This is a genomic window from Pseudomonas sp. FP597, from assembly GCF_030687435.1.
Taxonomy (GTDB): domain Bacteria; phylum Pseudomonadota; class Gammaproteobacteria; order Pseudomonadales; family Pseudomonadaceae; genus Aquipseudomonas; species Aquipseudomonas lactucae.
The window spans coordinates 3,676,573-3,703,155 of record NZ_CP117432.1 but is presented as its reverse complement, the minus strand read 5'-3'; the positions used below and the strand labels follow the sequence as shown (position 1 = coordinate 3,703,155).

Sequence of the window (26,583 nt, the reverse complement as noted above, 5' to 3'; positions counted from 1 at the left end):
TGTGCTCCTGTTCAGAGGCGGGGCTCGTCGTTGGTTTCGAATACCGGCGTGCGGGCTTTGGGGGCCATGCGCTTGCTGGCGAACACCACCAGCGCTTGATAGGCCGACGGCAGGCAGCGGGCGAGCAGGTCGAGGAAGTAGGCGTCGCGGCCGATCAGCACGCGGCGTTTATTTTTGCGCACGCCATGCAGGATCACTTTGGCGGCCTCGTCGGCGTCGGTGATAAACAGCTTTTCGAAATCGGCACGGGCCTGTTGTTCGCTGTGGATCAGGAAACCTGTCATGTTGGCGTCGATCCGGCTGCTGCGGCAGATATCGGTGCGAATGCCGCCGGGGTGCACGCACGTGGCCGAGACGCCGCAGCGTTGCAGGTCGAGCTCCTGGCGCAGCGCCTCGGTGAACCCGCGCACCGCGAACTTGGTGGCGTTGTAGCCGCTCATGCCGGGTTGCGCGAACAGGCCGAACACGCTGGAGGTGTTGATCACATGGCCGTCGCCGCTGGCCTTCAGGTACGGCAGGAACGCCTTGGTGCCATGCACCACGCCCCAGAAGTTGATGCCGACAATCCATTCCAGATCGGCATAGTCCACGCCTTCCACGGTACTGGACAGCGCCACCCCGGCATTGTTGAACACCAGGTTGACCTCGCCATGTTCGGCCATGCAGCGCGCGGCCCACGCGTACATGGCCTGGCGGTCCGACACGTCAAGCACCTGGGTGGTGACCAACACGGGTGACAGGGTTGAAGTCTTGATCAAGTCCAGGGTCTGAGCCAGACCCTGAGCGTTCTTGTCGGCCAATGCCAGGTGGCAACCTTCCCGCGCGAGCGCCAGGGCCAACGCACGACCCATGCCGGATGCCGCGCCGGTAATGGCCGCCACGCGACCGTTGAATGTCTTCATGTCAGGCTCCCTTCTGCACGGAGGTGGGGGGACGCCAGCGGTGGGGTGGCTGGCAGCAGGTCGACCACATAGTCCTTGAGTGCAAATTGACGGGTGAGTTGTTTGAAGCGCCAGGTCGAACCCGGCCACAGGGTGGTGTTCTTGCCGGTGCGTGGGTCCAGGTACCAGCTCTGGCAGCCGCCGGTGTTCCAGATGGTGCGCTTGAGCTTGTCCTGCAGGTCGCGGTTATAGGCGCTTTCCACCGTGGGTTTGACGTCCACCGTGGCGATGCGATGGCGCTGCATCTGCTTGAGCGCGTCGAGGATGTAGGTGACCTGGGCCTCGATCATCAGAATCATCGAATTGTGCCCCAGGCCGGTGTTGGGCCCGATTATCAGGAACAGGTTGGGATAGCCCGGCACGGTGGTGCCCTTGTAGGCGTGGGCACCCTCGCGCCAGTTGTCCATCAGGTCGACGCCGCCGCGGCCGATGATGCAGTCGCGGGGCAGGGGGTCGGTGGCCTGGAAGCCGGTGCCGAAGATCAGGCAATCGGCCGGGTGCTTGATACCGTCGGCGGTGATCACGCCGTCGGCTTCGACACGCAGCACGCGGTCGCTGACCACTTCGACATTACTGCGCGACAACGCCGGGTAGTAGTCGTTGGATATCAGCACGCGCTTGCAGCCGAGGGTGTAGTTCGGCGTCAGCGTCTTGCGCAGGGAAGGACGTGCCACCTGCTTATGCAGGTGGCGCAGGGCGACTTTCTGCACCATTTTCATCAGCCGTGGGTTCAGTGCAAAGCCCACCACGCGGCCTTCCAGCGCCCAGTAAAAGGCGCTGCGGACCAGGCGTTGGGTAAAGGGCAGGTGCTTGAACAGCCAGCGTTCGGTGCTGGAAATCCGCCGGTCGGGCTTGGGCATGATCCACGGCGGCGTGCGTTGGAACAGATCCAGGTGCGCCACCTGCGGTGCGATCTGCGGCACAAACTGAATGGCGCTGGCACCGCTGCCGATCACCGCCACGCGTTTGCCCTTCAGGACGTAGTCGTGGTCCCACTGCTGGGAGTGGAAGGCCTTGCCCTTGAAGCTGTCCAGCCCTGGAATATCCGGCAACGCCGGACGCGACAGGCCGCCCATGCCGGACACCAGTACCCGCGCACTCACCTGGCGACCGTCGCCGAAGCTCAACTGCCAGCGCTGCTGCGACTCATCGAACACCGCACGCTGCAGGCCCATGCCGAAACGCAGGTAGGGCGCCAACCCGAAGCGCGTGGCGCATTGCTCCAGGTAGGCGCGGATTTCCGCCTGCGGTGCGAACTGGCGTGTCCACTCCGGGTTGGGTGCAAAGGAAAACGAATACACATGGGACTGCACGTCGCAGGCGCAGCCGGGGTAGTGGTTGTCTCGCCAGGTGCCGCCCAGGCTATCGGCCTGCTCGGCGATAAAAAAGTCGGTAAACCCGGCCTGTTTGAGTTGGATGGCCATGCACAGGCCGGCAAAGCCTGAGCCGATGATGGCGATGTCGATCAAATCATTGTGGGCATTCATAGGCTGTCCTTCGTGGGCATCGGATGTGCTCCTGTTTTTGTTTTGTCTTTCGGATAAAACACCATTGCAAAGGAAAATTGAATTAATTATTTTAAAAAAGATTTTAAATAATCTACCTGAAAATATCGCTTACGCTAGGGCCGTATGTCTTCTGTAGGTCTTGTCCGACGGACGAGCACCTCAGGCACGGGTTCGGGGCCAGGGAATGAGCGATGGCTGTGGCCCCGATCAATTCCGGTCGGGTGACCAGCCGCAGGGAAGCAGAGGACCGAGCTATGGCTGTGGAATGGATTGCCGCTGCGGCGGGCGCAAGCGCGCTGTTGTGGGGCTTCAGTACGTGGATGACGCGGCGTATTGAAGCGGCGGTGCCGAGCACCGGGCGCTTTGTCGACGTGGATGGCGAGCGCTTTCATTATTACGAGGAGGGCGACGGACCGCCGGTGGTCATGATCCACGGGTTGATGGGCAGCAGTCGCAACCTGACCTATGCCTTGTCCGGCCAGTTGCGCGAGCATTTTCGCGTCATCACCCTCGACCGACCGGGGTCAGGTTATTCCACGCGCCACAAAGGCACCGCTGCGGACCTGCCGGCCCAGGCGCGGCAAATCGCAGCTTTGATCAGCACGTTGGGCCTGGATAAACCGCTGGTGTTGGGGCATTCCCTGGGTGGGGCGATCGCCCTGGCGTTGGCCCTTGATCATCCCGAGGCGGTGTCCGGCCTGGTCCTGGTGGCCCCGCTGACCCACCCCCAACCCATGTTGCCCGTGGTGTTCTGGTCGCTGGCGGTGAGACCGGCGTGGCTGCGTCGCTGGGTCGCTCACACCTTGACCGTTCCGATAGGTCTGCTGACAAGGCGTTCAGTGGTCAAGGGCGTGTTCGCGCCGGACCCGGCCCCGGACGATTTCGCCACCCGTGGCGGTGGGCTGCTGGGTATGCGTCCCGCCAACTTCTATGCCGCCTCCAGTGAGATAGCGCTGGTCAACGATCACCTGCCACGCCTGGTCGAGCGCTACCCGCAGCTGCGCTTGCCCATCGGTCTGGTGTATGGCGCGCAGGATACGGTGCTGGACTTTAGGAGGCACGGCCAAGCCCTCGCCGACAAGGTCCCGGGCCTCAAGCTGCAACTGGTGCAAGGGCGCGGTCACATGCTGCCCATCACCGCCACGGCGCGTGTCGTTGAAGCGGTTCAACAGGTGGCCAAGCGTGCATGGCCGGTGCAGAACGCTACGACCCTGCACCCGCCTTTTGCCCTCTCGAACCAATAAACCTGACATTCGTTGCCGGTCGCACGGTCTGAAACGCTTGCCCTAGACGGCTGGCCCAGGGGTTGAAAAAGAGACTGCCCGGTCACGTCAGAAAGGGCTCGAAAAAATAGTTGACGACCTAACGGTTCCGCGCTATTTATTTAAAAAAATATTTCAATATTTATTTTGAAATGATTTTTGAAATGCCTAAGAGCGAATAAAAATGAAAAAAACGTCTTTTATCGCATGGTTGATTTTTCGGGGTGCCCAGTGCTCCCTGAATCTGTCTTCCCTGGCCGCTTGCCTTATCCGGAGGCTGTCATGAACCCGACGCTGGCAGCACCCATCGTGTGGGCCGACGGCAAGCGTCACCTGTGGTGGCTGGGCATCATGCCGCTGGCCACGCCGCTATTGTCCGGCGCCCTGGCGATCAGCACCGGCATCCAGTCGTTGTGGTGGGTGGGCGTACTGGTGATCTTCGGTCTCATCCCCTTGATCGACGGCCTGCTCGGCGAAGACGTGAGCAACCCGCCCGAATCCGCCGTAGGTCACCTTGAATCCCAACGCTACTACCGCTGGATCGTCTACACCGGCGTGCTGTTGGTGATCTCATCGGTGGTGATCACCGGTTGGCTGGCCGCTGGCGGCATCGAATGGATCATCCAGGGCGGGTTGGTGCAGGCCAGTGCCGGTCTCGATCCCTCCCATTGGCTGTCTCATGCGGCCAGTTACATCACTGCCCGCGCTCAACTGCATGGCGCGCCAGGCTGGTTCACCTACCTGGGCATGGCCATGTCGACGGGCGCCGCCACCGGCATCGCCATCAACACCGCCCATGAACTGGGGCACAAGCCCAACGCGCTGGAAGTGTTCCTGGCCAAAGTCACCCTGGCCCCGACGTTCTACGGACATTTCTACACCGAGCACAACCGTGGCCATCACGTACGTGTCGCCACCCCGGAAGATCCGGCCAGTTCGCGCCTGGGTGAGAGTTTCTGGGCGTTCCTGCCGCGCTCGGTGTGGTTCAGCGCACAGTCGGCCTGGAACCTTGAGCGCGAACGCCTGCGCAAACTCGGCCTGCCGGTGTGGCACTGGAAGAACGGCGTGCTCAGTGCCTGGATGTACAGCGTGGTGTTGTGGGGCGCGATGATTGCCTGGCTGGGTGCGGCGGTCATTCCGTTTCTGGTCATCCAGGGCATCTACGGCTTCTCGTTGCTGGAAGTGGTGAACTACGTCGAGCACTACGGCCTTAAACGCCAGAAGTTGCCCAACGGTCGTTATGAGCGCTGTTCGCCACGGCACTCCTGGAACAGTAATCGTATTGTCACCAATATCTTTCTGTTCCAGTTGCAACGGCACTCCGATCACCATGCCAACCCGACACGCAGTTATCAGTCGTTGCGCCACTTCGATGAATCGCCGCAACTGCCCTACGGTTACGCAAGCATGATTGTCTGGGCCTATGTACCGTACTTGTGGCGACGTCGAATGGATCATCGAGTGCTCAATCACTATGCCGGGGATATCACCCTGACCAATCTCCAGCCGTCACAGCGTTTGAAGTATCTGGAGAAGTACAGCAACAGCGCCAAGCCGTTCTAAACGAAGTAACACGTTAGTTGCAGACGCGGGGCTTGAATACCGCGCTGGCTGTTATCGCCCCGAGAAACTGGTTTGACCCGAACAACAATAATGAATGGGAAGGACGTACACCATGCACACACCCGCCAAGTTCACTGCCCATATCGTGCTGGCCGCACTGGGCCTGGTTGCCTATCACCAGGCCCAGGCCGCCCGCATCGAACCGGCCGGCAGCGCCTTTACGGCCCAGGGGCCCATCAGTTTTTCCAAGGGCGCGCTGATCAGCGCCGATTGCACCATCAAGGTGGCGGGCAATGTTGCGGCTGATGGCTCTTCGGTGAATGTCGAAAAAGTTGAATTTGACGGCGGCCTCAAGTGCAGCCGGGTCGAAGCCATCAACTTGCCGTGGGTACTGGTCGCCAAGGATACGAAAAGCGGCTCCATGTCGAAGATCAGCGTGGATGTTCATGCCTTCGGTCTCGGTGGTAAATGCGGGCCCTCGACGGCCGATGGCACCTGGGACAACGCCACCGGCAAGTTGGAAGCGGCCAATGTACCGATTGGCGAAGACTGCAAGATCAAGACGGTGTCGATCAAGATGCCGCCGACTTTTAAAGTTGTCGAATAACGCACGCCATGTGTGCAGCGGTAATTGAATTGAGATTTGGCTGGAAAGGGAAGTTCTGCAGTTTCACCGTGACCTCTCGTTCATGGCCATTACCCCCGGCGAATGACTCGCCATTACATGTGAGGAAAAACAATGAAAAGCTTTAAAACTCTCGTGTCGTTGACTGCTTTGACTGTTTGCATGGGTGCGGCTTCCATGGCGAACGCGTACAGCATCTCTCCAGTGAATACCAGCTTCACCGCGCCAGGCACGATCTCGGTGAAATCACCTTCTTCCTTCCAGGCCACCGTTAACTGCGGTGCTACGTTTACCGGGAATGTCGATGCGACCGGTGTGGCCAAGATCACTGGCGTGGCGGTCACGGGTGGTGGCCTGTGCGCGCTGCCAAAAATCACCGGTTTGCCATGGACCTTGACCGCCACTGGCGCGGCTGTGGGCTCGGTGACTAACGTCGGCTACACCATCGCCAGCTCGATTCTGTATCCAGCCTCCAATTGCGGTCCGTCGACCATCGCCGTGGGTTACAGCGGCGGCGTGTTGACTGCGAGCAACCAGGCTCTGAGCGGCAGTTGCACCGTGGTGAGCCTGAGCGTTACCCCAAGCCCAGCGCTGACTATCGTGCCTTGAAGTGCGCGTGAGGACGAAGGGTTGATCACCCGTTGAAAACTGGCGCCTGTCGCAGGCGCCAGTTCATGAGTCGCGGGCCGCCAGATGAACCGGCAGGGCTGGCTCAGAGAGATAACACTAAGGAGTGCCGCATGAATAATAAGAAACAACAGGTGCAGGTTTTGCTGGGGCTGGCGTTGATAGGCGGGGCGATGGTGACCACGCCCGCTCACGCCGGCGGCTTTTCCACTCCTACCTACGGCGCGCCAGGGTGGGGAAGGGCATTCGGCGGTGGTTCGCTGTTCAAGAACGACCCCAGCTCGGCATACAACAACCCGGCGGCCATGGCCTTTGTCGATCACAATGTTGCGCAATTTACCGTCGATTACGCGCGTATCAAAATCAAGTACAAGGGCGACGCCTCCGATTATGCAGGCAACCCGATTTCCAATACGCCATTGGACGCCAATGGTTTTCCCGATGTTGCGGCGACCACGGTCAATAACAACGACGGTGGGCAAGGTGGGTTTACTGCCTGGTTGCCGACGGGCTTTATGGTGATGCCCCTGGGCGATCGGTTCGCCTTCGGCTTGAGCCAGGTCGTTCCCCAAGGCATGCGTTCCACCTGGGATCAGGATTCGAAACTGCGCGACTTTGCCGTGGACACCAAAATCGAAACGGTAGGTTTGACCGGCTCCCTGTCGTTCAAGGTCAACGATCAGTTTTCCATTGGTGGTGGCGTGATCGTGCAGCACAGCAAGGGCTTCGTCAGCCAGAACGTCGATTTGTTGTCTGCCGCCGCAGTGTCCGATTCAGAGCTGGGCGGGATCAATTTTCCATCGGATGTCGGCGACGCGCTGATGCGCGTCAAAGTCGACAATATTTCGGCCGGCTGGTTTACCGGTATCGTGTGGAAGCCCACTGAGCAAGACACCCTTGGCTTGAACTACCACGCCAAGATCAAGAACAAAATGACCGGCAAATACAACATGTACGCCGATCAGTTTTCCTACAACCTCATGACCCAGCCCAGCCCGTTTGGTGGCAGCGGCACCTTGGTGAATACCGCCTACCCAGGCTTGGAATTGGCCCCGGACGGCGCACATGCCAGTGTCCAACTGGATATTCCCGCCACGGCCGGCCTGGACTGGGTGCACCAGTTCAACGACCGTTTCACCCTGGGCGCCAGCGTGACCTGGACGCAGTGGTCATCATTTAAAGACCTGACGCTCAAATCCGGCGGCAATACCATTGTGTCCATTCCCTACAACTACAAGGACACCTGGATGTACTCCCTCGGCGGTGACTACCGCGTGACCGATGAGTTGACCTTGCGCGCGGGTGTCGCCCTGGACCAGACGCCGACGCGCAATTCGACCCGCGACCCACGGATCCCGGATGGCGACCGCACATTCCTGTCCCTGGGGGCGGGTTACGACGTGAAGGCAATCAAGGGGCTGAGTGTTGACCTGGCCTATTCCCACCAGTTCGTGCAAGAGGTCAAGCTCAAGACGCAGAACGTGGATCGACTCGGCGGTGCCAGCCTCAATGGCAAGGCCGAGTCGTCGGGTGACGTCGTCAGCCTGTCGGCCACCTACGCGTTCTGATCGCTGATGGGGAGGGCATCAAGCGCATCTTGATGCCTTTACCCGCTGGTACGTGTCGATGGAACCAAGGCTGACCCGTTCAGCCGCTATTTTTTCGCCCCAGCATTAAATAAAAATTTCAAAACAAAATTTGAATTTGTGTTACGCAGTTTGTAGTGTGGTTTTACGCCGCCGTTCACCACGAGCGTTCCGCGTATTGGCCGTACCCTGAATCGAATAGAGGTATCCCCATGATTATCTGGTTATTGGTGGGCTTTGCAGCAGCGATTGCCCTGGCGTATCGACAGGCGCGCGCGGCGCTGTGGCTGGGCGTCGGCCTGGTCTGGCTGGCAATCGGTTATCTGTTCAACGTGGTCGCGGGTGTCGGCATCGCCGTTGCGGCCGTGCTGGTGGTGGTGCCCGCCGTGTTGATGACAATCAAACCCCTGCGCCGCACCCTGTTGACCAGCAAGGCTTTGGGGCTGTTTCGTACGATCATGCCGGCAATGTCCGAGACGGAACGCGCGGCCATCGAGTCCGGCACCGTGTGGTGGGATGCCGAGTTGTTCAGCGGCAAGCCCGACTGGCAGCGCCTGCTGCGCGCCGCGCCGGCGAGCCTGAGCGCCGAGGAACAAGCGTTCCTCGACAATGAAGTGGAAACCCTGTGCGACATCGCCAACGACTGGGAAACGACCCAGGTCTGGCAGGACATGTCTCCCGAGGCCTGGCAGTACACCAAGGACGCAGGCTTGCTGGGCATGATCATTCCCAAGCAGTACGGCGGCAAAGGCTTCTCCCACTACGCGCATTCGCAGGTGGTGATGAAGCTGTCGACGCGCTGCTCGGCGGCGGCGATTTCGGTGATGGTGCCCAACTCCCTGGGCCCGGCCGAATTGCTGCTGCATTACGGCACCGACGCCCAGCGCAACTACTACCTGCCGCGCCTGGCCCGTGGCGAAGATATTCCGTGTTTTGCCCTGACCAGCCCGTATGCCGGCTCGGATGCCGGGGCGATTCCCGACCTGGGCATCGTGTGTAAAGGCACCCACGAGGGTGAGGAGGTCTTGGGTTTCCGTGTGACCTGGGACAAGCGCTACATCACCCTTGGGCCCATCGCGACCGTGCTCGGCCTGGCGTTTCGCGCCGAAGACCCTGACGGTTTGCTCGGCGCGCCAGGCTCGCTGGGTATTACCTGCGCCTTGATCCCAACGTCCCATCCCGGTGTGAACAGCGGCCGCCGCCACTGGCCACTCAACGCGGTGTTCCAGAACGGTCCGACCACCGGCAAGGACGTGTTTATCCCTCTGGAGTGGGTGATCGGCGGCCGCGAACAGGTCGGCAAGGGCTGGCGCATGCTGATGGAATGCCTGGCCGCCGGTCGCGCGATCTCCCTGCCATCGGCCAACGTCGGCCTGGGCAAAGTCGCAGTGCGCGGCACCAGCGCTTATGCGGCGATGCGCAAGCAGTTCGGCCTGCCCATCGGCAAGTTCGAAGGGGTACAGGCGCCGCTGGCGCGCATGGCCGGGCACTTATATGCGTGCGACGCGGTGCGCAAGGTCTCGGTGGCCTCCCTGGATGCCGGTGAAAAACCGTCGGTGATCTCGGCGATTGCCAAGTACCACGTCACCGAGCGCGCGCGGATCATCGTCAATGACGGCATGGACATCGTGGCCGGCAAAGGCATCTGCATGGGCCCGAACAACTTCCTGGCCCGTGCCTACCAACAAAGCCCCATCGCCATTACGGTGGAGGGCGCGAACATCATGACCCGTTGCCTGATCATCTTTGGCCAGGGCCTGATTCGCTGCCATCCCTATGTGTTCCGCGAGATGGAAGCGGCGCGCAACCCGGACCGACGCAAGGCGCTGGAAGACTTCGACAGCGCAATGTTCGGCCATGTGAGCTTTGCGCTGGCCAACACCGTACGGGCAGTGGTGCACGCGCTGACCGGTGGACGGCTGATTTCCGTCCCGGCCAAGACTGACCCGGCGCTGGCGTCCTACTACCGCCAGGCCAATCGGCTGTCGGTAGTGCTGGCGCTGCTTTCGGATATTTCCATGGGCGTGCTGGGCGCGGCCCTCAAGCGCAAGGAGAGTATCACCGGGCGCCTGGGCGATATGCTGTCGCAGTTGTACATCCTGTCCTGCGTACTCAAGCGCTTCGAGGATGACGGCCGGCCCCAGGCCGACCTGCCGCTGGTGCACTGGTCGGCGCAGGATGCTTTGCTGCGTGCCCATGAAGCCCTCGCCGAAGTGCTCGATAACTATCCCTCCAAAGCTGCAGCGAGCGTGGTGCGCGGCCTGACCTTTCCGTTCGGCATCCCGCTGCGCAAACCCTCGGATCATTTGCTGGCACGGGTGGCCGAGGTGGTGCAGATACCGGGCGAAACCCGCGACCGGTTGCTGGCCGATTCCTACATCCCACGTCCGGAAATCGACAAATTGGCTTACGGCGAGCTGGGTTTCCGTTTGTTGCCGCAAGTCGAGTTGATCGACGCCCGGCTCAAGCCCGCCATCAAGCAGGGCCTGATCGATCCGTTGCCGATCTCCACCACGGCGTTTACCGCCTGGCGTGTCAAGGCACGGGCGCTGGACCTGATCAGCGATGAAGACGAGGCATTGCTCGCACGCTACGTGCAATACGCCGACCACGCGATCCAGGTGGACGACTTTGCGCAGGACTTTGGCTTGCTGGAGGCATTGCAGCAGCGCAAGCAGGCGTTGGAACCGGTCGCCAAGCGGCGTACCAGCCAGGGCGAAAATGCCCCGGTAAATTAGAGAAGGAACGCGGTCAGTGTGGGATCGGGTTTACAAGGCCAACACAGTGTTGTGAGTGGAACTACCTATGAGTGACAGTTACCTTTCATTCGTCAATTCTCCCTGGGGCCGTCGCCTGGCCCAGGCCGTCGGCTTGCCGCAACCCTTGCCGCTGCAACGCCACCGCAGCGGCCAGCAAGCGTTGGCCAACCCGGTGATCATCGCCGGGGCAGGGCGCCTGACCGGCGAGGTGCAGCGCATTTTCAGCGCCACCGACACCGTCGTCGCCACCCCGGCGACGTTGCAGGCACCCTCGACGGTCAAGGTGCAGGGCGCGGTGTTCGATGCCACGGACGTCAGCGACGTGCAACAGCTGGACGCGCTGTACGAATTCTTTCACGCCAACGCCAAGCGCCTCGGCCAGCATGCGCGCGTGGTGGTACTCGGCACCGCGCCGGAACACTGCCGGGACGTGCCGCAGGCCATCGCCCAACGCGCCCTGGAAGGCCTGGTGCGTTCGCTGGCCAAGGAACTGCGCCGAGCGATCACCGTGCAACTGCTCTACGTGGCACCGGGTGCCGAAGACGCGTTGGACAGCAGCCTGCGTTTCTTCCTGTCGCGCCGCTCGGCCTATGTGTCGGGGCAAGTGGTGCGCCTGGAAAAAACCGTGGACGGCCACACCGCCGTCAACTGGGACGCCCCCTTCGCCGGCCGCCGTGCGTTGGTCACCGGTGCGTCCCGTGGCATTGGCCTGGCCATCGCCCAGGTATTGGCGCGCGACGGTGCCCATGTGGTGTGCGTGGATGTGCCCCAGGCCCAGGATGCGCTGCAACAGGCCGCCGCGAGCGTCGGCGGCTCGGCGTTGCCGCTGGACATCACCGCGGCGGATGCCGCCGCATTGCTGCTGGCCCATGTCGGCCAATATGGCGCGTTCGATGTGGTGGTGCACAACGCCGGTATCACCCGTGACAAGACCATCGCCAAAATGCCCGAAGCCGCCTGGCGCAGTGTGCTGGCGGTCAACCTGCAAGCGCCGTTGCAACTGAGCCATGCGCTGCTGGAAAACCAGGGCGTGAACCCTGGCGGGCGCATTGTGTGCGTATCGTCGATTTCCGGCATCGCCGGCAACCTTGGGCAAAGCAACTACGCCACTTCCAAGGCCGGGGTGATCGGTCTGGTGCAGGCATTGGCCCCGCGTGCGGCGGCGCAACAGGTGACGGTAAATGCCGTGGCGCCGGGATTTATCGAGACCCAGATGACCGCGAAGATCCCGCTGATGATTCGCGAAGCGGGGCGGCGCATGAACTCGATGAGTCAGGGCGGCCAGCCCATCGATGTGGCCGAGACCATCGCCTGGCTGGCCCACCCGGCCTCGGGCGGGCTCAATGGCCAGGTGGTGCGCGTATGCGGCCAAAGTCTGCTGGGAGCCTGACGCCATGGACTATGTGACGCAGATCATCGATCCGCCGCCCTCACGCACGCGCCTGCTGCTGGACGGCTTGCGCGCGCTGCGCAAACCCAAGCTCGACGGCGCGCCGACGCTGCCCAGGGAGCGCCTGGTGCGCTCGGCGGTGGAACTGTCCGCTGCCGACATCGCCGCGTATGGCCGGGCCTGCGGATTCCGGCGCGAGCAGGGCGTGCCGCTGTCGTATCCCCACGTGCTGGCGTTCCCGTTGCACCTGATGCTGCTGACACGGCCGGGTTTTCCGTACCCGGCCAGCGGCATGGTGCACCTGGCCAACCGCATTCGGCAGTACCAGCGCTTGCAGGAGGGCCAGGCGCTGCGCCTGGAGGTGTATTGCGAACGCTGGGTCGCCCACCCCAAGGGCCAGGCGCTGAGCATCGCCACGCGGGCTTATGGTGCGGGCACTCTGGTATGGGAAAGCGACAGCCTGTACCTGCGCCGGGATGTCGAAAACCCGGTCGGCGAGCCTTGGGACGCGGGGTTGCCGTTGCAGGAAGAGGGCCTGATACGTACCCAACGCTGGATGCTGCCGGCCGATCTGGGCCGACGGTTTGCCAAGGTTTCCGGAGATTTCAACCCGATTCACACCTCAATGATCGGCGCGAAGATCTTTGGTTTTCGCCGCGCCATCGCCCACGGCATGTGGACCCTGGGTCGCGCGCTTGCCGCCCGGCAACCGCCGGGCGGTTTGGACCAGGCCGAGGCCCATTGCGACTTCAAGTTGCCGATCTTCCTGCCCGGCCAGGTCGCCCTCTGGAGTCACCCCATGCCCGGCCCGCGCCGTGAGTTCGAAGTGCGTAATTTTGCCGGCGACAAACCCCATATGCGCGGGCTGTTCATTTGGAAAGAGAGCGTTAAATGAGTGACTACAGCTTCAACCCGGCCGCCACCCGCCGTGTGGCGATCATTGGCGGCAACCGCATTCCTTTTGCACGCTCCAATACCGTCTATGCCCACGACAGCAATCAGGACCTGCTGGTGGCCGCGCTGCAGGGCCTGGTGGACCGCTACAACCTGCACGGCCAGCGCCTGGGCGAGTTCGCCGCCGGCGCGGTGATCAAGCATTCGCGGGACTTCAACCTGGCGCGCGAATCGCTGCTGTCGACCACCCTGTCTCCCGAAACCCCGGCCTACGATGTGCAACAGGCCTGCGGCACAGGCCTGGAAGCCGCGTTGCTGGTGGCGAATAAAATCGCCCTCGGCCAGATCGAGGTGGGCATCGCCGGCGGCGCCGACACCACCTCCGATGCGCCCATCGGCATTAACGAATCCCTGCGCCACACCTTGCTCGCGGCCAACCGCGCCAAGGGCCTGGGGGACAAATTGAAGCACTTGCTCAAGGTGCGCCCGTCAATGTTCTTCAAGCCGCTGCTGCCGCGCAATGGCGAGCCGCGCACCGGTTTGTCGATGGGCGAGCACTGCGAAGCCATGGCCCAGCGCTGGCAGATCAAGCGCCTGGCCCAGGATGAACTGACCCTCGTCAGCCACCAACGCCTGGAGGCGGCCTACCAACGCGGTTTTTTCGATGACCTGATCAGTCCTCATCGTGGCCTGGCGCGCGACAACAACCTGCGCGCCGATGCCAGCCTGGAAAAACTCGCCGGTTTGTCACCCGCCTACGACCGGCGCAACGGCACCCTGACGGCGGGCAATTCCACGCCGCTCACCGACGGCGCCTCGGTGGTGCTGCTGGCCAGTGAGGAATGGGCCGCCGCCAATGGCTGGCCGATGCTGGCCTACCTGCGTACCGGCGAGACGGCGGCGGTGAATTTCGTCGACGGCAGCGAGGGCCTGCTGATGGCCCCGGCCTACGCCGTGCCGCGCATGCTCAAGCGCGAGGGCCTGAGCTTTGCCGACTTCGATTTCTTCGAGATACATGAGGCTTTCGCCGCCCAGGTGCTGTGCACCCTCAAAGCCTGGGAAGACCCCGATTACTGCCGCGAACGCCTGGGCCTGGACGCGCCGCTGGGCGCCATCGACCGCGCCAAAATGAACGTCAACGGCGGTTCGCTCGGCTGCGGCCATCCGTTCGCCGCCACCGGTGGCCGGCAACTGGCGGCGCTGGCCAAGACCATTGATGAAAACGGCGGTGGTCGCGGGTTGATCTCGATCTGCGCGGCGGGCGGGCTGGGCATTACCGCCATCGTCGAAAAATAGCGCCAACCAAAACAACAACAAGGAGACTGCCATGAACGCTATCAGCCTGGAACACACCGAACGGGTGTGGTTGAACGCTTACCTGCCCGGCGTCCCGGCAGACATCGATGCCGCTATCGAGAACTACCCGTCGTTGCGCGAAGTGTTCCTGGAGCACCTGGAGAAATTCCGCGAGCGCGTAGCCTACGTCAGCATCGGCACCGAAATGACCTACGCCGACTGGCAGGTACAGGGCATCGCGTTCGCCGCCTGGCTGCAGGGCCAAGGCGTGAAGCCTGGCGACCGTGTGGCGCTGATGATGCCCAATTGCTTGCAGTATCCGATCTGCCTGCTCGGCACGATTCTGGTGGGTGCCGTGGTGGTCAACGTCAACCCGTTGTACACCGCCCATGAACTCAAGCACTTGCTCAAGGACAGCGGCGCCGAAACGGTGGTGATCTTCGAGAACTTCGCCCACACCCTGGAAAAGGTCATCGTCGGCAGCAGCGTCAAGCGTGTGGTGGTGGCGGCCATCGGTGATTTGCTCGGCAGCTTCAAAGGCGCCGCGATGAACTTCATCCTGCGTCGCGTGCAAAAGCAGGTGCCGGCGTTCAACCTGCCGGGATCGGTGCGTTTCAACCAGACCTTGAAACACGGACGGGCGCTGAACCACGTGCCGGTGAGCCTGGCCCTTGATGACCTGGCCTTCCTGCAATACACCGGCGGCACCACGGGCGATGCCAAGGGCGTGATGCTCAGCCACCGCAATATCATCGCCAACCTGCTGCAAGCCAAGGCCTGGGTCGGTGATCAGTTGAACCAGGACAAACAGGAAACCAACGTTACCTTGCTGCCGCTGTACCACATCTTCTCGCTGACGGTGAATTGCCTGATGTTCATGTGCCTGGGCGGGCGCAACATCCTGATCGCCAACCCGCGGGACGTGAAGCGGGTGCAGATGATCCTGCGCAAGGAGCGCTTCAACGGCATCGCGGGGGTCAATACGCTGTTCAACGGTTTGCTGGAAAACGCGGCGTTCTGTGCGCGGGACTTTTCCGACCTGCGCCTGGTGATCGCCGGCGGCATGGCCACGCACACGGCGGTGGCCAAACGCTGGAAGCAAGTCACCGGGCTGCCGATTATCGAAGGTTATGGCCTCACTGAGTGCTCGCCGGTGGTGAGCATCAGCCCCATCGATATTTCACGCATGCGCGAGATGGACTTCACCGGCAGCATCGGTGTGCCGCTGCCGTCGACCTGGGTGCGCTTTATGCGCGAAGACGGCGAGCTGGCCGATATCGGCGAGCAGGGCGAACTGCAAGTGCGCGGCCCGCAGGTCATGCAAGGCTACTGGCAACGCCCGGAAGCGACCGCCGAAGTGCTGGATGCCGAGGGGTGGTTGTCCACCGGAGACATTGGCGTGATGGACGAACGCGGGTACATCCGCCTGGTGGACCGCAAGAAAGACATGATCCTGGTCTCGGGTTTCAATGTGTACCCCAATGAAATCGAAGACGTGGTGGCGCTGCACCCAGGTGTAAGCGAAGTGGCGGCGATTGGCGTCGAGGATGGGGTGACCGGGGAGAAGGTCAAGATCATCGTGGTGCGCAAGGACCCGAGCCTGACCCAGGAGCAGATCCTCGCCCACTGCCGGGAATACCTCACTGGCTACAAGGTGCCCAGGTATGTGGAGTTTCGCAGCACTGAGCTGCCCAAGACCACCGTGGGCAAAGTACTGCGCCGAGCCTTGCGCTGATTTAAAGGTATGTCGGTGATCAAATGTGGGAGGGGCGATTGACTTAAGAATCGGTCGGTTCTAAGAAGCCAAGGCAGAAACAATGCAGCTCCTCTCACAGGGGGTTGCATTGTGCTTCAAACCGAGTTCACGTTGACCCAGCGTTCTTCCTGGGCCGCCACGCGAATTGCCGTCGCCAACCGCTCCACCTCCCACGCCGCCTCAAAATCAGTACCATCCGCCCCTTGCCCGGCCAAGGCCATGATCAGCTCCTGCACCTCCAGCGTTTTCAACTCGTTGTAGCCCAACTGATGCCCCGCCGCCGGGCTGAACGCTGCATAACCGGGCAGGGCCGGGCCGGCGAGCAAACGCTGGAAACCGTCCTGGCCGACACGGCACAGGCGCAGTTCATTCAAGCGTTCCTGATCAAAGGCCAGCGTGCCTTTGGTCCCGCTGATCTCAAAACTCAGGTGATTCTTGTAGCCCTGCTTGAGCCAACTGCTGCTCACCGTACCGCGCGCGCCGTTGGCGAAACGCAGCAGCGCATGCACCTGGTCATCCACGGCGATGGCCTTGAGGTCGTTGCTGCCTTTTACCGCAGGGCGCAGGGCATGCACGGTGTGGGAGTCGGCGCACACGCTGACCACATCGCCGACCAGATACCGCGCCATCGACAGCAAGTGGCTGCCGAGGTCCGCCAGGGCGCCGCCGGCGTGCGCCACTTCACAGCGCCATGACCACGGTGATGCAGGGTCGGCCATGAAGTCTTCGCTGAATTCGCCCTGGAAGCTGATGATGTCGCCCAGTTCGCCATTGGCGATCATCTGCCGTGCCAGTGTGATCATCGGGTTGTGCTGGTAGTTGTATCCCACCCGCGTGACGACACCGGCGGCGCTGGCGGCGCGGCGCATGGCGTCGGCCTGTTCGAGGCTCACGGCCAGGGGCTTTTCGCAATACACCGCCTTGCCCGCCGCGATGGCCGCCATGGCCATGGGGTAATGCAAGTGGTTGGGGGTGGTAATGGCCACGACATCGACCTTGGGATCGTTGATCAACGCTTGCCAGTCGCCATGGGCCTGGGCAAAACCCCAGGCGGTGGCGCAGCGCTGGGCGCGCTCGGTGTCGGCATCGGCCAGGGCGGCCAGCTTGAGCTGTACCGGCAGCTCGAATACCGCCCGCGCATTGTTGAATGCCAGGGCATGGGCTCGGCCCATGAAGCCTGTGCCGATCAAGCCGATTCCGAGTTCACGCATTGCCGTGGTCCTTTGGATTATTGTTTTCAGAGTGCGTATTAATGGAATAAAAATTCTCTAAATTCAATAGATGGAATAAAAATTCATTCCTCGCTCGGCAATCAGCCTGGCGAATGCGGCTATATTCACCACATGGCCAAAAGCCGTCAGTTAACAAAAGATAACGTAGCGCTGATTGTCAGACGATTCCAAAGCCCGATAGGATGGCCCCTGCTTCCTTCAGGCGCTCTAGATTGCAGGTTTCGGCGCCCCGCAAGGCAAGACCTAACAATAATAAATAGGAGAAAGGTCTATGAGTGAGCCTGTCATGGGTTGGGTTGTTTGCCGCCCACGCGCCGCACGCAGGGTCGCGTTGCTGGCCACAGCGCTCTCGCTGTTTGGCGCCGTCGCGGTGCCGACCGCCGTCCACGCCGCCGGCGATACCCCCGCCGCCGCAGTGTTTGCGATTGAATCCCCCAAGGCCGCCAAAGGCCTGATGATCGACGTGGTGCATGCCGGCAAGCGCCTGGTGGCGGTCGGTGATCGCGGGCATATCCTCTATTCCGACGACCAGGGCGCCACCTGGGTCCAGGCCAAAGTGCCGACCCGGCAGTTGCTCACCGCGGTATTTTTTGCCGATGAACAACATGGTTGGGCCGTGGGCCATGATGCGCAAATCCTCGCCAGTACCGATGGCGGCGCCACCTGGACCCAGCAATACCAGGACCTCAAGCGCGAAGCGCCGTTGCTCGATGTGTGGTTCAACGACACCCGCCACGGCCTGGCCGTCGGCGCCTACGGTGCGCTGATCGAAACCACCGACGGCGGCCAGACCTGGGCCGACGTCAGCGACCGCCTCGACAACGAAGACCAATACCACCTCAATGCCATCGCCCAGATCAAGGACGCCGGCCTGTTCATCGTCGGCGAGCAGGGCAGCATGTTCCGCTCCAGCGACGACGGCCAGACCTGGGAAAAACTCGAAGGCCCCTACGAGGGCTCGCTGTTTGGCGTGATCGGCACCGCGCAGGCGCGAACGCTTCTGGCCTATGGCTTGCGCGGCAACCTTTACCGTTCCACGGATTTCGGCGGCACCTGGGAGCAGGTCCAATTGAACGCCGCGCGGGGTGCCCTGGAGTTCGGTTTGTCGGGCGCGGCCTTGCTGGAGGATGGTTCCATCGTGGTGGTCGGCAACGGCGGCAGCGTGGTGGTGAGCCACGACGACGGCCAGACCTTCAGCGTCTTCAATCGCCCGGATCGCATTTCGCTGTCGGCGGTCACGGCGGCGGGTAATGGAAACTTGATCCTCGCGGGGCAGGGCGGTGTGCGTGTTGCCACGCCAGCCGGCGCTGAACCGACAAAACAATAAAAAGGCGGGGAAAGCATGAGCAGTCATCACAACGATAAAGCGACCTTTCTTGAGCGCCTGATCTTCAACAACCGCCCGGCAGTGATCATCATCTGCCTGTTGGTGAGCATTTTCCTGTTCTGGCAGGCGACCTTGATTCGCCCGTCCACCAGCTTTGAAAAGATGATCCCCCTCAAGCACCCCTTCATCGAAAAGATGATGGAGCATCGCAACGACCTGGCGAACCTGGGCAACACCGTGCGCATTTCGGTGGAGGCCAAGGACGGTGACATCTTCACCAAGGACTACATGGAGACCCTGCGCCAGATCAACGACGAGGTGTTCTACATCTCCGGCGTCGACCGCTCGGGCCTCAAGTCGCTGTGGAGCCCCAGCGTACGCTGGACCGAAGTGACCGAAGAGGGTTTTGCCGGGGGCGAAGTCATCCCGCAAAGCTACAACGGCTCGGCGCAGAGCCTCGACCAACTGCGCAACAACGTGCTCAAGTCCGGCCAGGTCGGGCGTCTAGTGTCCAACGATTTCAAGTCGAGCATCGTCGATATCCCGCTGCTGGAGGCCTACCCGGACCCGCAGGACCAGGGCAAGTTGCTGGCCCTGGACTATCGCAAGTTCTCCCATGAGCTCGAAGACAAGATCCGCGACAAGTTCGAAGCGCAGAACCCCAACGTCAAGATCCACATCGTCGGCTTTGCCAAGAAGGTCGGCGACCTGATCGACGGCCTGGTGATGGTGGTGTTGTTCTTCGGCATCGCATTTGTCATCACCCTGGTGCTGCTGCTGTGGTTCACCAACTGCCTGCGCAGCACCGTCGCGGTGTTGAGCACGACGCTGGTGGCGGTGGTCTGGCAACTCGGGCTGATGCACTTCTTCGGCTTCGGGCTGGACCCGTACTCGATGCTGGTGCCGTTCCTGATCTTCGCCATCGGTATTTCCCACGGCGTGCAGAAGATCAACGGCATCGCCCTGCAATCCAGCGAGGCAGACAACGCACTCACTGCGGCACGGCGTACCTTCCGCCAACTGTTCCTGCCGGGGATGATCGCGATCCTCGCGGATGCGGTGGGCTTCATTACCCTGCTGATCATCGACATCGGTGTGATCCGTGAACTGGCCATCGGTGCGTCCATCGGCGTGGCCGTGATCGTGTTCACCAACCTGATCCTGCTGCCGGTGGCGATTTCCTATGCCGGCATCAGCCACCGCGCCATCGCCAGGAGCAAGAAAGACGCGCACCGCGACCATCCGTTCTGGCGCCTGCTGTCCAAATTCGCCAGCGCCAAAGTGGCACCGGTCTCGGTCCTGCTGGCACTGGTCGCGTTTGGCGGCGGTCTCTGGTACAGCCAGAACCTCAAGATCGGCGACCTCGACCAGGGCGCACCGGAACTGCGCCCGGACTCGCGCTACAACAAAGACAACAACTTCATCATCAGCAACTACTCCACCAGCTCCGACGTACTGGTGGTGATGGTCAAGACCAAGGCCGAGGGCTGCTCGCGCTATGAAGCCATGGCGCCGATCGACCAGTTGATGTGGAAGATGCAGAACACCGAGGGCGTCCAGTCGGCGATCTCGCTGGTGACCGTGTCCAAGCAGATGATCAAGGGCATGAACGAGGGCAACCTGAAGTGGGAAACCCTGTCGCGTAACCCCGACGTGCTGAACAACTCCATCGCCCGTGCCGACGGCCTGTACAACAACAATTGCTCCCTGGCGCCGGTGCTGGTGTTCCTCAACGACCACAAGGCCGAAACCCTCGACCGCGCGGTGCATGCGGTGCAGGACTTCGCCAGGGAGAACAACAAGGACGGCCTGGAATTCATCCTCGCCGCGGGTAATGCCGGGATCGAAGCGGCCACCAACGAGGTGATCAAGGAATCGGAACTGACCATCCTGATCCTGGTGTACCTCTGCGTGGCGACCATGTGCATGATCACCTTCCGCTCCTGGGCCGCGACCCTGTGCATCGTGCTGCCGCTGGTGCTGACTTCGGTACTGGGCAACGCGCTGATGGCGTTCATGGGCATTGGCGTCAAGGTGGCGACCTTGCCGGTGGTGGCGCTGGGCGTGGGCATTGGCGTGGACTACGGCATCTACATCTATAGCCGCCTGGAAAGCTTCCTGCGCGCGGGCCTGCCCTTGCAGGAAGCGTATTACCAGACGCTCAAATCCACCGGTAAAGCCGTGCTGTTCACCGGCCTGTGCCTGGCCATTGGCGTGTGCACCTGGATCTTCTCGGCGATCAAGTTCCAGGCCGACATGGGCCTGATGCTCACCTTCATGCTCTTGTGGAACATGTTCGGCGCGCTGTGGCTGCTGCCGGCGCTGGCGCGGTTCCTGATCAAACCCGAGAAATTGGCGGGGCAGAAGGGCAATTCGCTGTTCGCTCACTAAACTCGCGTTATCCCACCACCTGGCCGGTTGAGGGCAGTTGCCCCTCAACCGGCTTCGCGTTTATAACTTCAGAAACAGCTTGTCATCCAAGGGCGGCGCGATCCGCGAGCGGGTGATTTGCTCTACCCCCTGATTGTTGGCTTCCCGGATCAAGTCTTTCCGGGTCTTGGTGCGTTGGGACGGGATTTTCCGGTTTGGGCGGCAGCACCTGGTAGCCGTCGGCGCAATGCTGGCGCGCCTTCTGTAGCTCGCTGGCGCTGGCACGCCATTGGGCGACCAGTTCGGTGGCTTCTGGCCGTTACCATGGCTGGCTTCGGTTTGCCGGGCGATCTGCTCAAGCTTGTCGGCCTGATCTTGCAGCATATCGTTCCAGCCCAGGGGGTTGACGGTATCCCGGCGCTGTGGATCGCTGAGTTTCTTTTTCTGAAACAGGATGGTTCGTTCGGTATTGGCGGACGCCTCCTTGGCGTGAACGGACATAACGCTGAGGCGAAACATAGCGACTGGTCGCAAGGCCAATGTGCGAAATGCGTTATCAGCTGTTTCAACCTCTGCGCGAAATACCCTGGACGCGTTGATTAGCGTAGGTCCGGCTATTCGTTTCCGGATCTGACCTGCACGGGTGGCCGACGCGAGCCGGCCACCGCCGCCCCGGTCAGGTCGCCAATGGCAGGAACCAGCGCTCGGCCAGGTTTTTACCGAGCATGCCGCGATGCACGTCCACTACGGCCTGTGGGCTGTGTGCCATGTCCAGCAGGGAGTAATAGCTTAGTTTGCGCTGGGCGACGGTCTTCAGGTGCGCCACGCCGTAGTCGGCCTTGGGCGTTTGCGCGGTGGCGTAGTGAAAGTGCGCATACCACAGCGGGTAACCGCGTCGGTCGTTGATCGCGTACTCCTGGATGAAGTCTTTACGCGCGCCTGTCAGCTGGATGCGCTTGCCCAGGCCGGCGACTTGTATCAACTTTTGATCGAACAAAAACTGCAGGTTGCCGTGGGTGGGGGGCAGTGCCAGGCTCAACGCCGTGCGCAATTCACGGCCCTTGCGTTTGAGGCGCTCTACACCTTGGCGCATGTCTTCTACCAGGGTCTGATCGGCCAATAGTCGGGACGTGGCCGGCTGCGCCTGAATCGCCCTGTCCAGCTCCCCGGCGACAGTGTCGAGGCGGTTCGCATCATGGGTCATCAGCTCCTCGATTTCCTGCGGATAGCGGCACAACTTCTGGTAACGCTCACTGCGCTTGAGATGCTCCTCCAGCAGTCCGAAAAGTTTGCGTGCCTCACCCTTGATCACGTTCAGCGGTCGTGACGTGACGGGCGGTTGTGAGGTTGCCGGGGTGACGAAGTGCACTTTGTCCCATACCTCTCCGTTCTGCGAATACGTAACGATCAGTTGCTGGCTGTCTTCAGCGCGCATTTCCACGAATTCAATCGGAGAACTTGTATCGGCAGGCTTCACATCGCCGATCAATACGGCGCCGCTGCGCGTCTTGATGAGTTTTTTGCGTGGCCGGCCGCTGACCGGTTTAGTGATTTTTGGCGTGCGCTTGTGCGACTGCGGGGTGGGTTTGACTTCGCTGGCCAGTTGCTGGCTGACATCGGCGTAGAGCGATTCGAGCAGCGTGAACATTTTGTCGAAGTAAATATTCTCCAGCTCTTCGGCATTGACCTCGCGAATGCCTTGCAAGCCGTCCAAGGCTTGACCGTAGTGCTCGACCAAGCTCGCCAGGGCGTCGCGCAGATCGCCAGGGCCGAGTTCAAGCTCCCTGAGCGCCGAGTGTGAGCGTATCTGTACCCTCAAGGGATCAATGATGGCTTCCAGCCCCTCTAGAAGACTGACGCTCGCCTCTTTCACGCTCAGCGCGCGCAGGGTCATCAATTGCAGCCCGGCCACGCCAAAGTAAGTGATTTCAGCCTCCGGGCGGTCGGCGGTCAGACGCTCAACCACCTTCACGCCTTCGGCGCCCCTGTTGTAGAGGGCCCCCAGTTGGCGGTCCTTAAGCTCAAGGCTGGCCAGGGCACGCTCGTTGATCTCACTCAGCTCTTTGATAAAGGCTAGGTAGGCTGTGTATTCCTTCATCACGATTTGAGGCAGGTGTAACTCGCTGGTGGTGAATCGGTTGTTGTCGAGGTAGAGCTGCGCGCGGTCTTTCTCGGCGATCACGACAGATTTGCGCGCATTGTTGACGGTGTTTTCCATCAACGCCAGGACGGTCTCGGTGCGCAGTGGAATGCCGTATTCAATGCGCTCGTTCATGCTCTGCAAAATCGCTTGGAACTGGGCTGTCTGGCGCTGCAGGGCGGTATCGAACTGTTTGCGATGGCTAGCCTGTTGGTGTGAGGTAAAGCGTGGGTCCTGTTCAGACTTTTCCATCACGTTTTGCGCGATATCAGCGGCTTTTTGCAGGGGGACTTGCTGGGACACGAAGTCCTGAAACTGGTCCTGCAACTGCAGCTTTCGCTGTGCCTTGCGTTGACGTTCGGCCGCGATGCGCTTGGGCGGCATGCCACCGCGCAGGCGCAGGTTGAGGTCCACCGACCAGCGGCCCTGAGCATCGGCTCTTACGTAAGGCCCGTGCTGACTGGCATCGAAAGGGTTGATGATGACGAAGCTGTCGTCCGCCAACGGGCTGAGCCGGTAGAGGTGTTCATCGATCAAGACATGCCAGGCTCCGTCAATCACATACAGGCCTCGGCGGGGGCCCGTGAGTACGGGCGTCGGCAGCGGTGACGGGCGCGGCACACTCAAGCGCAACAGCTTTCTCGTTTGTTCGGCCGACAGGCGATTGCGCACGCTGGAGAAACTCAGGTCCAGCACCAGGCTTCGTTCTCCTGGGCTTTGATCGGCCATGACCACGGCGCCTTCGCTCACCCGCGGCGCCTTGGGGCGCGGCCACTGCTCCGGCAACAGTCGTGGGGCCGGTGGGCGCAGTACCTGTTCTTTGAGTCGGGCGGGCAGGGCGGTAGCCAGCGCCGTCACTGCCACTACGTCACTCAGCACCCCCGCCAGGTTAATCAGTAAATCGGCACCTGCCAGCTCCCGTGCTATCGGGTCACTGCTCTCCAGCGTCGGCAGGTCTTCCTGAAGACTTGACGCCAGTGTCACGAGCCAGGCCGTTAACAGTGCCGGCCCGCGCAACAGCGGCATCAATAAGCTCGAGAACAGGACGCCGCCGGTTTCCAGGAACATCGCCCAACGGCTGCTGCGGTTGGAGACCGTTTCACTGCGTGCCTGGCCGACCAAGGTACTGGCGTTGCTGCCATAGAGGTACTCGAACAGCCGTCCGTTCAGCAGGTAGTGCAGCAATTCGTGGCTGGCGCCGTCGTTCGCTAACTCGGCTGGCGGCGGGGTCGCCGTGAGTGGCGCAAATTCGTCACCCAGGCCGAAGCGCACATAATGCGGTTCCAGGAAACCGCCGTTGGCATAGATCGGCCGCGCCGCATCGGGCAGCCAGGTCAGCACACTGGTTTGCAACGGGCCCGGTTGGGCGATGGCGTTCAACACGTCCTGGCGTGTTGCGAATTCGCGCAATGAATCAGCGTACAGCGGCCGGTAGAGCACATGCGGGCCCCGGGTATTGTCCAGGGCTTCAATGATGAACATATTGGCGACCACGTCCGGCTGGGCTTGCGGTTTGCGCAGCAGGGCGAGGCTGCGAATGACCACCCTGTTGCCGTCGACCTGGCGCGCCTCTGCGTCGGCCTGGACCAGCGCCGCGACGTAACGTGCGCCGAGGGCCGTGATCGCCGCTTCGTGCTTCAGGTGCAGTTCCAGCGCCAGCAGCGGTAATTGGTTGCGCAGTTGCTCGGAAAACATCCGCAAGCGCTTCGTGGACTGCGTGGATTGGACCAGCAATTGTTTGTTCAGGTAATCGGGGTAGGTCTTGCCGATATCGACCGTCTCAATCAGCCCATCGGTGCGCGTTATGTAGTCCGACGTCAACCAGGCGGGCAGCGAGAGGCCGGCTGTGTGTGCCAACGTCAATGTCCCGTTGGGCTGGCCCACCAGGTTTTTGATCGCCAGTTCCGTCAGGCTCATATGCTGGATGGCCGGGATGCCCACGGCACCGATCGCGCCGATGTAGTGGGTGAAGGTCAGTTGCACCTTATCGGGGTGCCAGGACTCGGGAGCTACCTCGGCACCGCTGGCCTTTGCGGTGTTTTCAAGGGCTTGGGACAAGGCGTTGACGGTAAACGCATGGAGATCAGTGACATCGCTGAGAAAGGTCCGGCCCTGGTTGAGCAGGGTACTGCTGGCCAGGCCGAGGCTGTATTGACGATAGGCCGTACGCTGGTCGGCGGTTGCCTGTTGCAGCCAGCCTGGCAGTTTTGCGCGCAATGCGCTGGCAATTGTTGGGTCGACTGGCCTGGCGTCGAGAAAATAATGCGCAGGGTCGCTGATTTCGCAGTACAGCGCCCGCAGGGTGCTTAATCCTGCGTAGCTGGGCAGGCGCAGTGCTCCGATCTGCTGCAACTGCCGATTCAGGATCAACGCCGCCTGCTGGTCGAAGGCATTGTTCTGAACTTCATAGCGCTTCCAGGTCATGGCGCTGATGGCGTATTGGTTGGCGGTGTACTCGCCCCAGTATTGGCCGAGTGCGTCGATCGATGTGAACGACTCGGTTCTTCCATCGGGCCGGCACAACAACACAACCACGTCGCTATCGAGCTTGCGCACCAGCAGCAGTCGCGGACTTAGCAGCACATTGTCCTGGTCGTCGCCATTGTGCAGGCTGGTTTCCAGGGTGTAGGCGAAGGTCGCCGCCTCACCATAGCGTTGCACCCGCTGCCCATGGGTGGGGCAGGTGATCACCTGCTGCAGGGTGTCACGCTCGGCCTCAGTCAAACCCGGTTGCTTGAGGGCTGCCAATTGCAGGGTGTCACGCAGGGTATCACTGAGCCAGTGCCAGCGGTTGGTGGGGTCTTCAGGGGTGGGGTTCCAATAGTCGCTGAGCGCATTTTGCAGGCCGATGGGCACTGACCAAGGCAGCTCGCGCACCAGGGTGTCGATCACTTGCATGTCCAGCCGATGGCCGGCGGGTGTTTTGATCGGCGTCGGTGTGTGTTGGGTGAGGTATGGTGCAAGGGTGTCCACCTCGTTGAAGTCCACAGGCAGGCCGGATGCCAGGTAGTCGAGTACTTTTGGCAGGAAGGGTTCGAACTGCCAGGCGCGGCCGGCAATCGGCATGGCGAGTTGAAGCGTGGGCCAGTCCAGCGTCAGGCCCGGATAACGTTCGTTGATCGCCGCCGCCAGCGTGCGCTGCACGACGGACTCGAACGTGGGACGCCTGGTGAATTGGGCGCTGACCGTTTGCGCCACGGTCGGGGTGGAAAGGTTAGAGGATGGCATCTTGAGGTCTCTTCTGTGCAGTCAGTGGGCATCGATGCGATGCCCGATTACTTAACGCCGGGTTGGCGTGGGAGGAGGG

At 61.6% G+C, this 26,583-nt stretch carries 17 protein-coding genes; 12 read left to right on the top strand and 5 right to left on the bottom strand.

From position 1 onward, the window contains the following. Positions 1 to 11: 11 nt before the first annotated feature. On the bottom strand, positions 12 to 902 hold the full coding sequence (locus PSH66_RS16865; protein WP_042944827.1) for an SDR family oxidoreductase: 891 nt from the start codon (positions 900 to 902) through the stop codon (positions 12 to 14). Then, positions 899 to 2,428 (bottom strand): NAD(P)/FAD-dependent oxidoreductase, encoded by a 1,530-nt coding sequence (locus PSH66_RS16860; protein WP_003174358.1) that lies wholly within the window; start codon positions 2,426 to 2,428, stop codon positions 899 to 901. Before PSH66_RS16860 ends, PSH66_RS16865 begins: the two co-directional genes overlap by 4 nt. 275 nt (positions 2,429 to 2,703) lie before the next feature. On the opposite strand from PSH66_RS16860, the gene PSH66_RS16855 reads away from it, so the two are divergent. From PSH66_RS16855 to PSH66_RS16810, 10 genes are all read left to right on the top strand, one after another. Continuing rightward, complete coding sequence (locus tag PSH66_RS16855) at positions 2,704 to 3,693, top strand: alpha/beta fold hydrolase (RefSeq protein WP_305427267.1); 990 nt, start codon at positions 2,704 to 2,706, stop codon at positions 3,691 to 3,693. Between the two features lie 300 nt (positions 3,694 to 3,993). Next, complete coding sequence (locus tag PSH66_RS16850) at positions 3,994 to 5,274, top strand: alkane 1-monooxygenase (protein WP_305427266.1); 1,281 nt, start codon at positions 3,994 to 3,996, stop codon at positions 5,272 to 5,274. Between the two features lie 112 nt (positions 5,275 to 5,386). Further along, entirely contained in the window at positions 5,387 to 5,881 is a 495-nt protein-coding gene (gene praA, locus PSH66_RS16845) for an alkane oxidation protein activator PraA (RefSeq protein ID WP_003174355.1), read from the top strand. A 132-nt stretch (positions 5,882 to 6,013) separates the two neighbouring features. Beyond that, on the top strand, positions 6,014 to 6,508 hold the full coding sequence (gene praB / locus PSH66_RS16840; protein WP_003174354.1) for an alkane oxidation protein activator PraB: 495 nt from the start codon (positions 6,014 to 6,016) through the stop codon (positions 6,506 to 6,508). A gap of 131 nt (positions 6,509 to 6,639) precedes the next feature. Next, the gene (locus tag PSH66_RS16835) at positions 6,640 to 8,094 is read left to right on the top strand and encodes an outer membrane protein transport protein (protein ID WP_305427265.1); all 1,455 of its coding nucleotides are present in this window, start codon (positions 6,640 to 6,642) and stop codon (positions 8,092 to 8,094) included. 230 nt (positions 8,095 to 8,324) lie between these two features. Beyond that, positions 8,325 to 10,850 (top strand): acyl-CoA dehydrogenase, encoded by a 2,526-nt coding sequence (locus PSH66_RS16830; RefSeq protein WP_305427264.1) that lies wholly within the window; start codon positions 8,325 to 8,327, stop codon positions 10,848 to 10,850. Between the two features lie 67 nt (positions 10,851 to 10,917). Then, the gene (locus PSH66_RS16825) at positions 10,918 to 12,261 is read left to right on the top strand and encodes a 3-oxoacyl-ACP reductase (RefSeq protein WP_141063991.1); all 1,344 of its coding nucleotides are present in this window, start codon (positions 10,918 to 10,920) and stop codon (positions 12,259 to 12,261) included. A 4-nt stretch (positions 12,262 to 12,265) separates the two neighbouring features. Further along, positions 12,266 to 13,156: a MaoC/PaaZ C-terminal domain-containing protein gene (locus tag PSH66_RS16820; RefSeq protein ID WP_141064020.1), complete on the top strand. Its 891-nt coding sequence runs from the start codon at positions 12,266 to 12,268 to the stop codon at positions 13,154 to 13,156. Further along, positions 13,153 to 14,451 carry an acetyl-CoA C-acetyltransferase gene (locus tag PSH66_RS16815; protein WP_305427263.1) on the top strand — a complete coding sequence of 433 codons (1,299 nt, stop codon included), beginning with the start codon at positions 13,153 to 13,155 and terminating at the stop codon, positions 14,449 to 14,451. Before PSH66_RS16820 ends, PSH66_RS16815 begins: the two co-directional genes overlap by 4 nt. A gap of 31 nt (positions 14,452 to 14,482) precedes the next feature. Continuing rightward, positions 14,483 to 16,186 (top strand): AMP-binding protein, encoded by a 1,704-nt coding sequence (locus PSH66_RS16810; protein WP_305427262.1) that lies wholly within the window; start codon positions 14,483 to 14,485, stop codon positions 16,184 to 16,186. A 116-nt stretch (positions 16,187 to 16,302) separates the two neighbouring features. On the opposite strand, the gene PSH66_RS16805 is transcribed toward PSH66_RS16810, so the two are convergent. Continuing rightward, positions 16,303 to 17,418 (bottom strand): Gfo/Idh/MocA family protein, encoded by a 1,116-nt coding sequence (locus tag PSH66_RS16805; protein ID WP_003174347.1) that lies wholly within the window; start codon positions 17,416 to 17,418, stop codon positions 16,303 to 16,305. Between the two features lie 307 nt (positions 17,419 to 17,725). Between PSH66_RS16805 and PSH66_RS16800 the strand changes: the two genes are divergently transcribed. Further along, positions 17,726 to 18,766, top strand: a complete 1,041-nt coding sequence (locus PSH66_RS16800; RefSeq protein WP_305429622.1) for a YCF48-related protein — start codon at positions 17,726 to 17,728, stop codon at positions 18,764 to 18,766. Between the two features lie 15 nt (positions 18,767 to 18,781). After that, positions 18,782 to 21,157 carry an RND family transporter gene (locus PSH66_RS16795; protein WP_003174345.1) on the top strand — a complete coding sequence of 792 codons (2,376 nt, stop codon included), beginning with the start codon at positions 18,782 to 18,784 and terminating at the stop codon, positions 21,155 to 21,157. A gap of 60 nt (positions 21,158 to 21,217) precedes the next feature. Here the strand turns inward: PSH66_RS16795 and PSH66_RS16790 are convergent, their stop codons facing one another. Together PSH66_RS16790 and PSH66_RS16785 are read right to left on the bottom strand one after the other, a co-directional pair. Then, positions 21,218 to 21,655 carry a hypothetical protein gene (locus PSH66_RS16790; RefSeq protein ID WP_305427261.1) on the bottom strand — a complete coding sequence of 146 codons (438 nt, stop codon included), beginning with the start codon at positions 21,653 to 21,655 and terminating at the stop codon, positions 21,218 to 21,220. 157 nt (positions 21,656 to 21,812) lie between these two features. Next, positions 21,813 to 26,504: a hypothetical protein gene (locus PSH66_RS16785; RefSeq protein ID WP_305427260.1), complete on the bottom strand. Its 4,692-nt coding sequence runs from the start codon at positions 26,502 to 26,504 to the stop codon at positions 21,813 to 21,815. Positions 26,505 to 26,583: the final 79 nt, after the last annotated feature.

Bases quoted from the DNA above. Each gene is read 5' to 3' on its own strand.
- PSH66_RS16825 (WP_141063991.1), top strand. From the start codon at position 10,918: ATGAGTGACAGTTACCTTTCATTCGTCAATTCTCCCTGGGGCCGTCGC.
- PSH66_RS16855 (WP_305427267.1), top strand. From the start codon at position 2,704: ATGGCTGTGGAATGGATTGCCGCTGCGGCGGGCGCAAGCGCGCTGTTG.
- PSH66_RS16860 (WP_003174358.1), bottom strand. From the start codon at position 2,428: ATGAATGCCCACAATGATTTGATCGACATCGCCATCATCGGCTCAGGC.
- PSH66_RS16830 (WP_305427264.1), top strand. From the start codon at position 8,325: ATGATTATCTGGTTATTGGTGGGCTTTGCAGCAGCGATTGCCCTGGCG.
- PSH66_RS16790 (WP_305427261.1), bottom strand. From the start codon at position 21,655: ATGTTTCGCCTCAGCGTTATGTCCGTTCACGCCAAGGAGGCGTCCGCC.
- praA (WP_003174355.1), top strand. From the start codon at position 5,387: ATGCACACACCCGCCAAGTTCACTGCCCATATCGTGCTGGCCGCACTG.
- PSH66_RS16805 (WP_003174347.1), bottom strand. From the start codon at position 17,418: ATGCGTGAACTCGGAATCGGCTTGATCGGCACAGGCTTCATGGGCCGA.
- PSH66_RS16820 (WP_141064020.1), top strand. From the start codon at position 12,266: ATGGACTATGTGACGCAGATCATCGATCCGCCGCCCTCACGCACGCGC.
- praB (WP_003174354.1), top strand. From the start codon at position 6,014: ATGAAAAGCTTTAAAACTCTCGTGTCGTTGACTGCTTTGACTGTTTGC.
- PSH66_RS16815 (WP_305427263.1), top strand. From the start codon at position 13,153: ATGAGTGACTACAGCTTCAACCCGGCCGCCACCCGCCGTGTGGCGATC.
- PSH66_RS16795 (WP_003174345.1), top strand. From the start codon at position 18,782: ATGAGCAGTCATCACAACGATAAAGCGACCTTTCTTGAGCGCCTGATC.
- PSH66_RS16850 (WP_305427266.1), top strand. From the start codon at position 3,994: ATGAACCCGACGCTGGCAGCACCCATCGTGTGGGCCGACGGCAAGCGT.
- PSH66_RS16865 (WP_042944827.1), bottom strand. From the start codon at position 902: ATGAAGACATTCAACGGTCGCGTGGCGGCCATTACCGGCGCGGCATCC.
- PSH66_RS16785 (WP_305427260.1), bottom strand. From the start codon at position 26,504: ATGCCATCCTCTAACCTTTCCACCCCGACCGTGGCGCAAACGGTCAGC.
- PSH66_RS16800 (WP_305429622.1), top strand. From the start codon at position 17,726: ATGGGTTGGGTTGTTTGCCGCCCACGCGCCGCACGCAGGGTCGCGTTG.
- PSH66_RS16835 (WP_305427265.1), top strand. From the start codon at position 6,640: ATGAATAATAAGAAACAACAGGTGCAGGTTTTGCTGGGGCTGGCGTTG.
- PSH66_RS16810 (WP_305427262.1), top strand. From the start codon at position 14,483: ATGAACGCTATCAGCCTGGAACACACCGAACGGGTGTGGTTGAACGCT.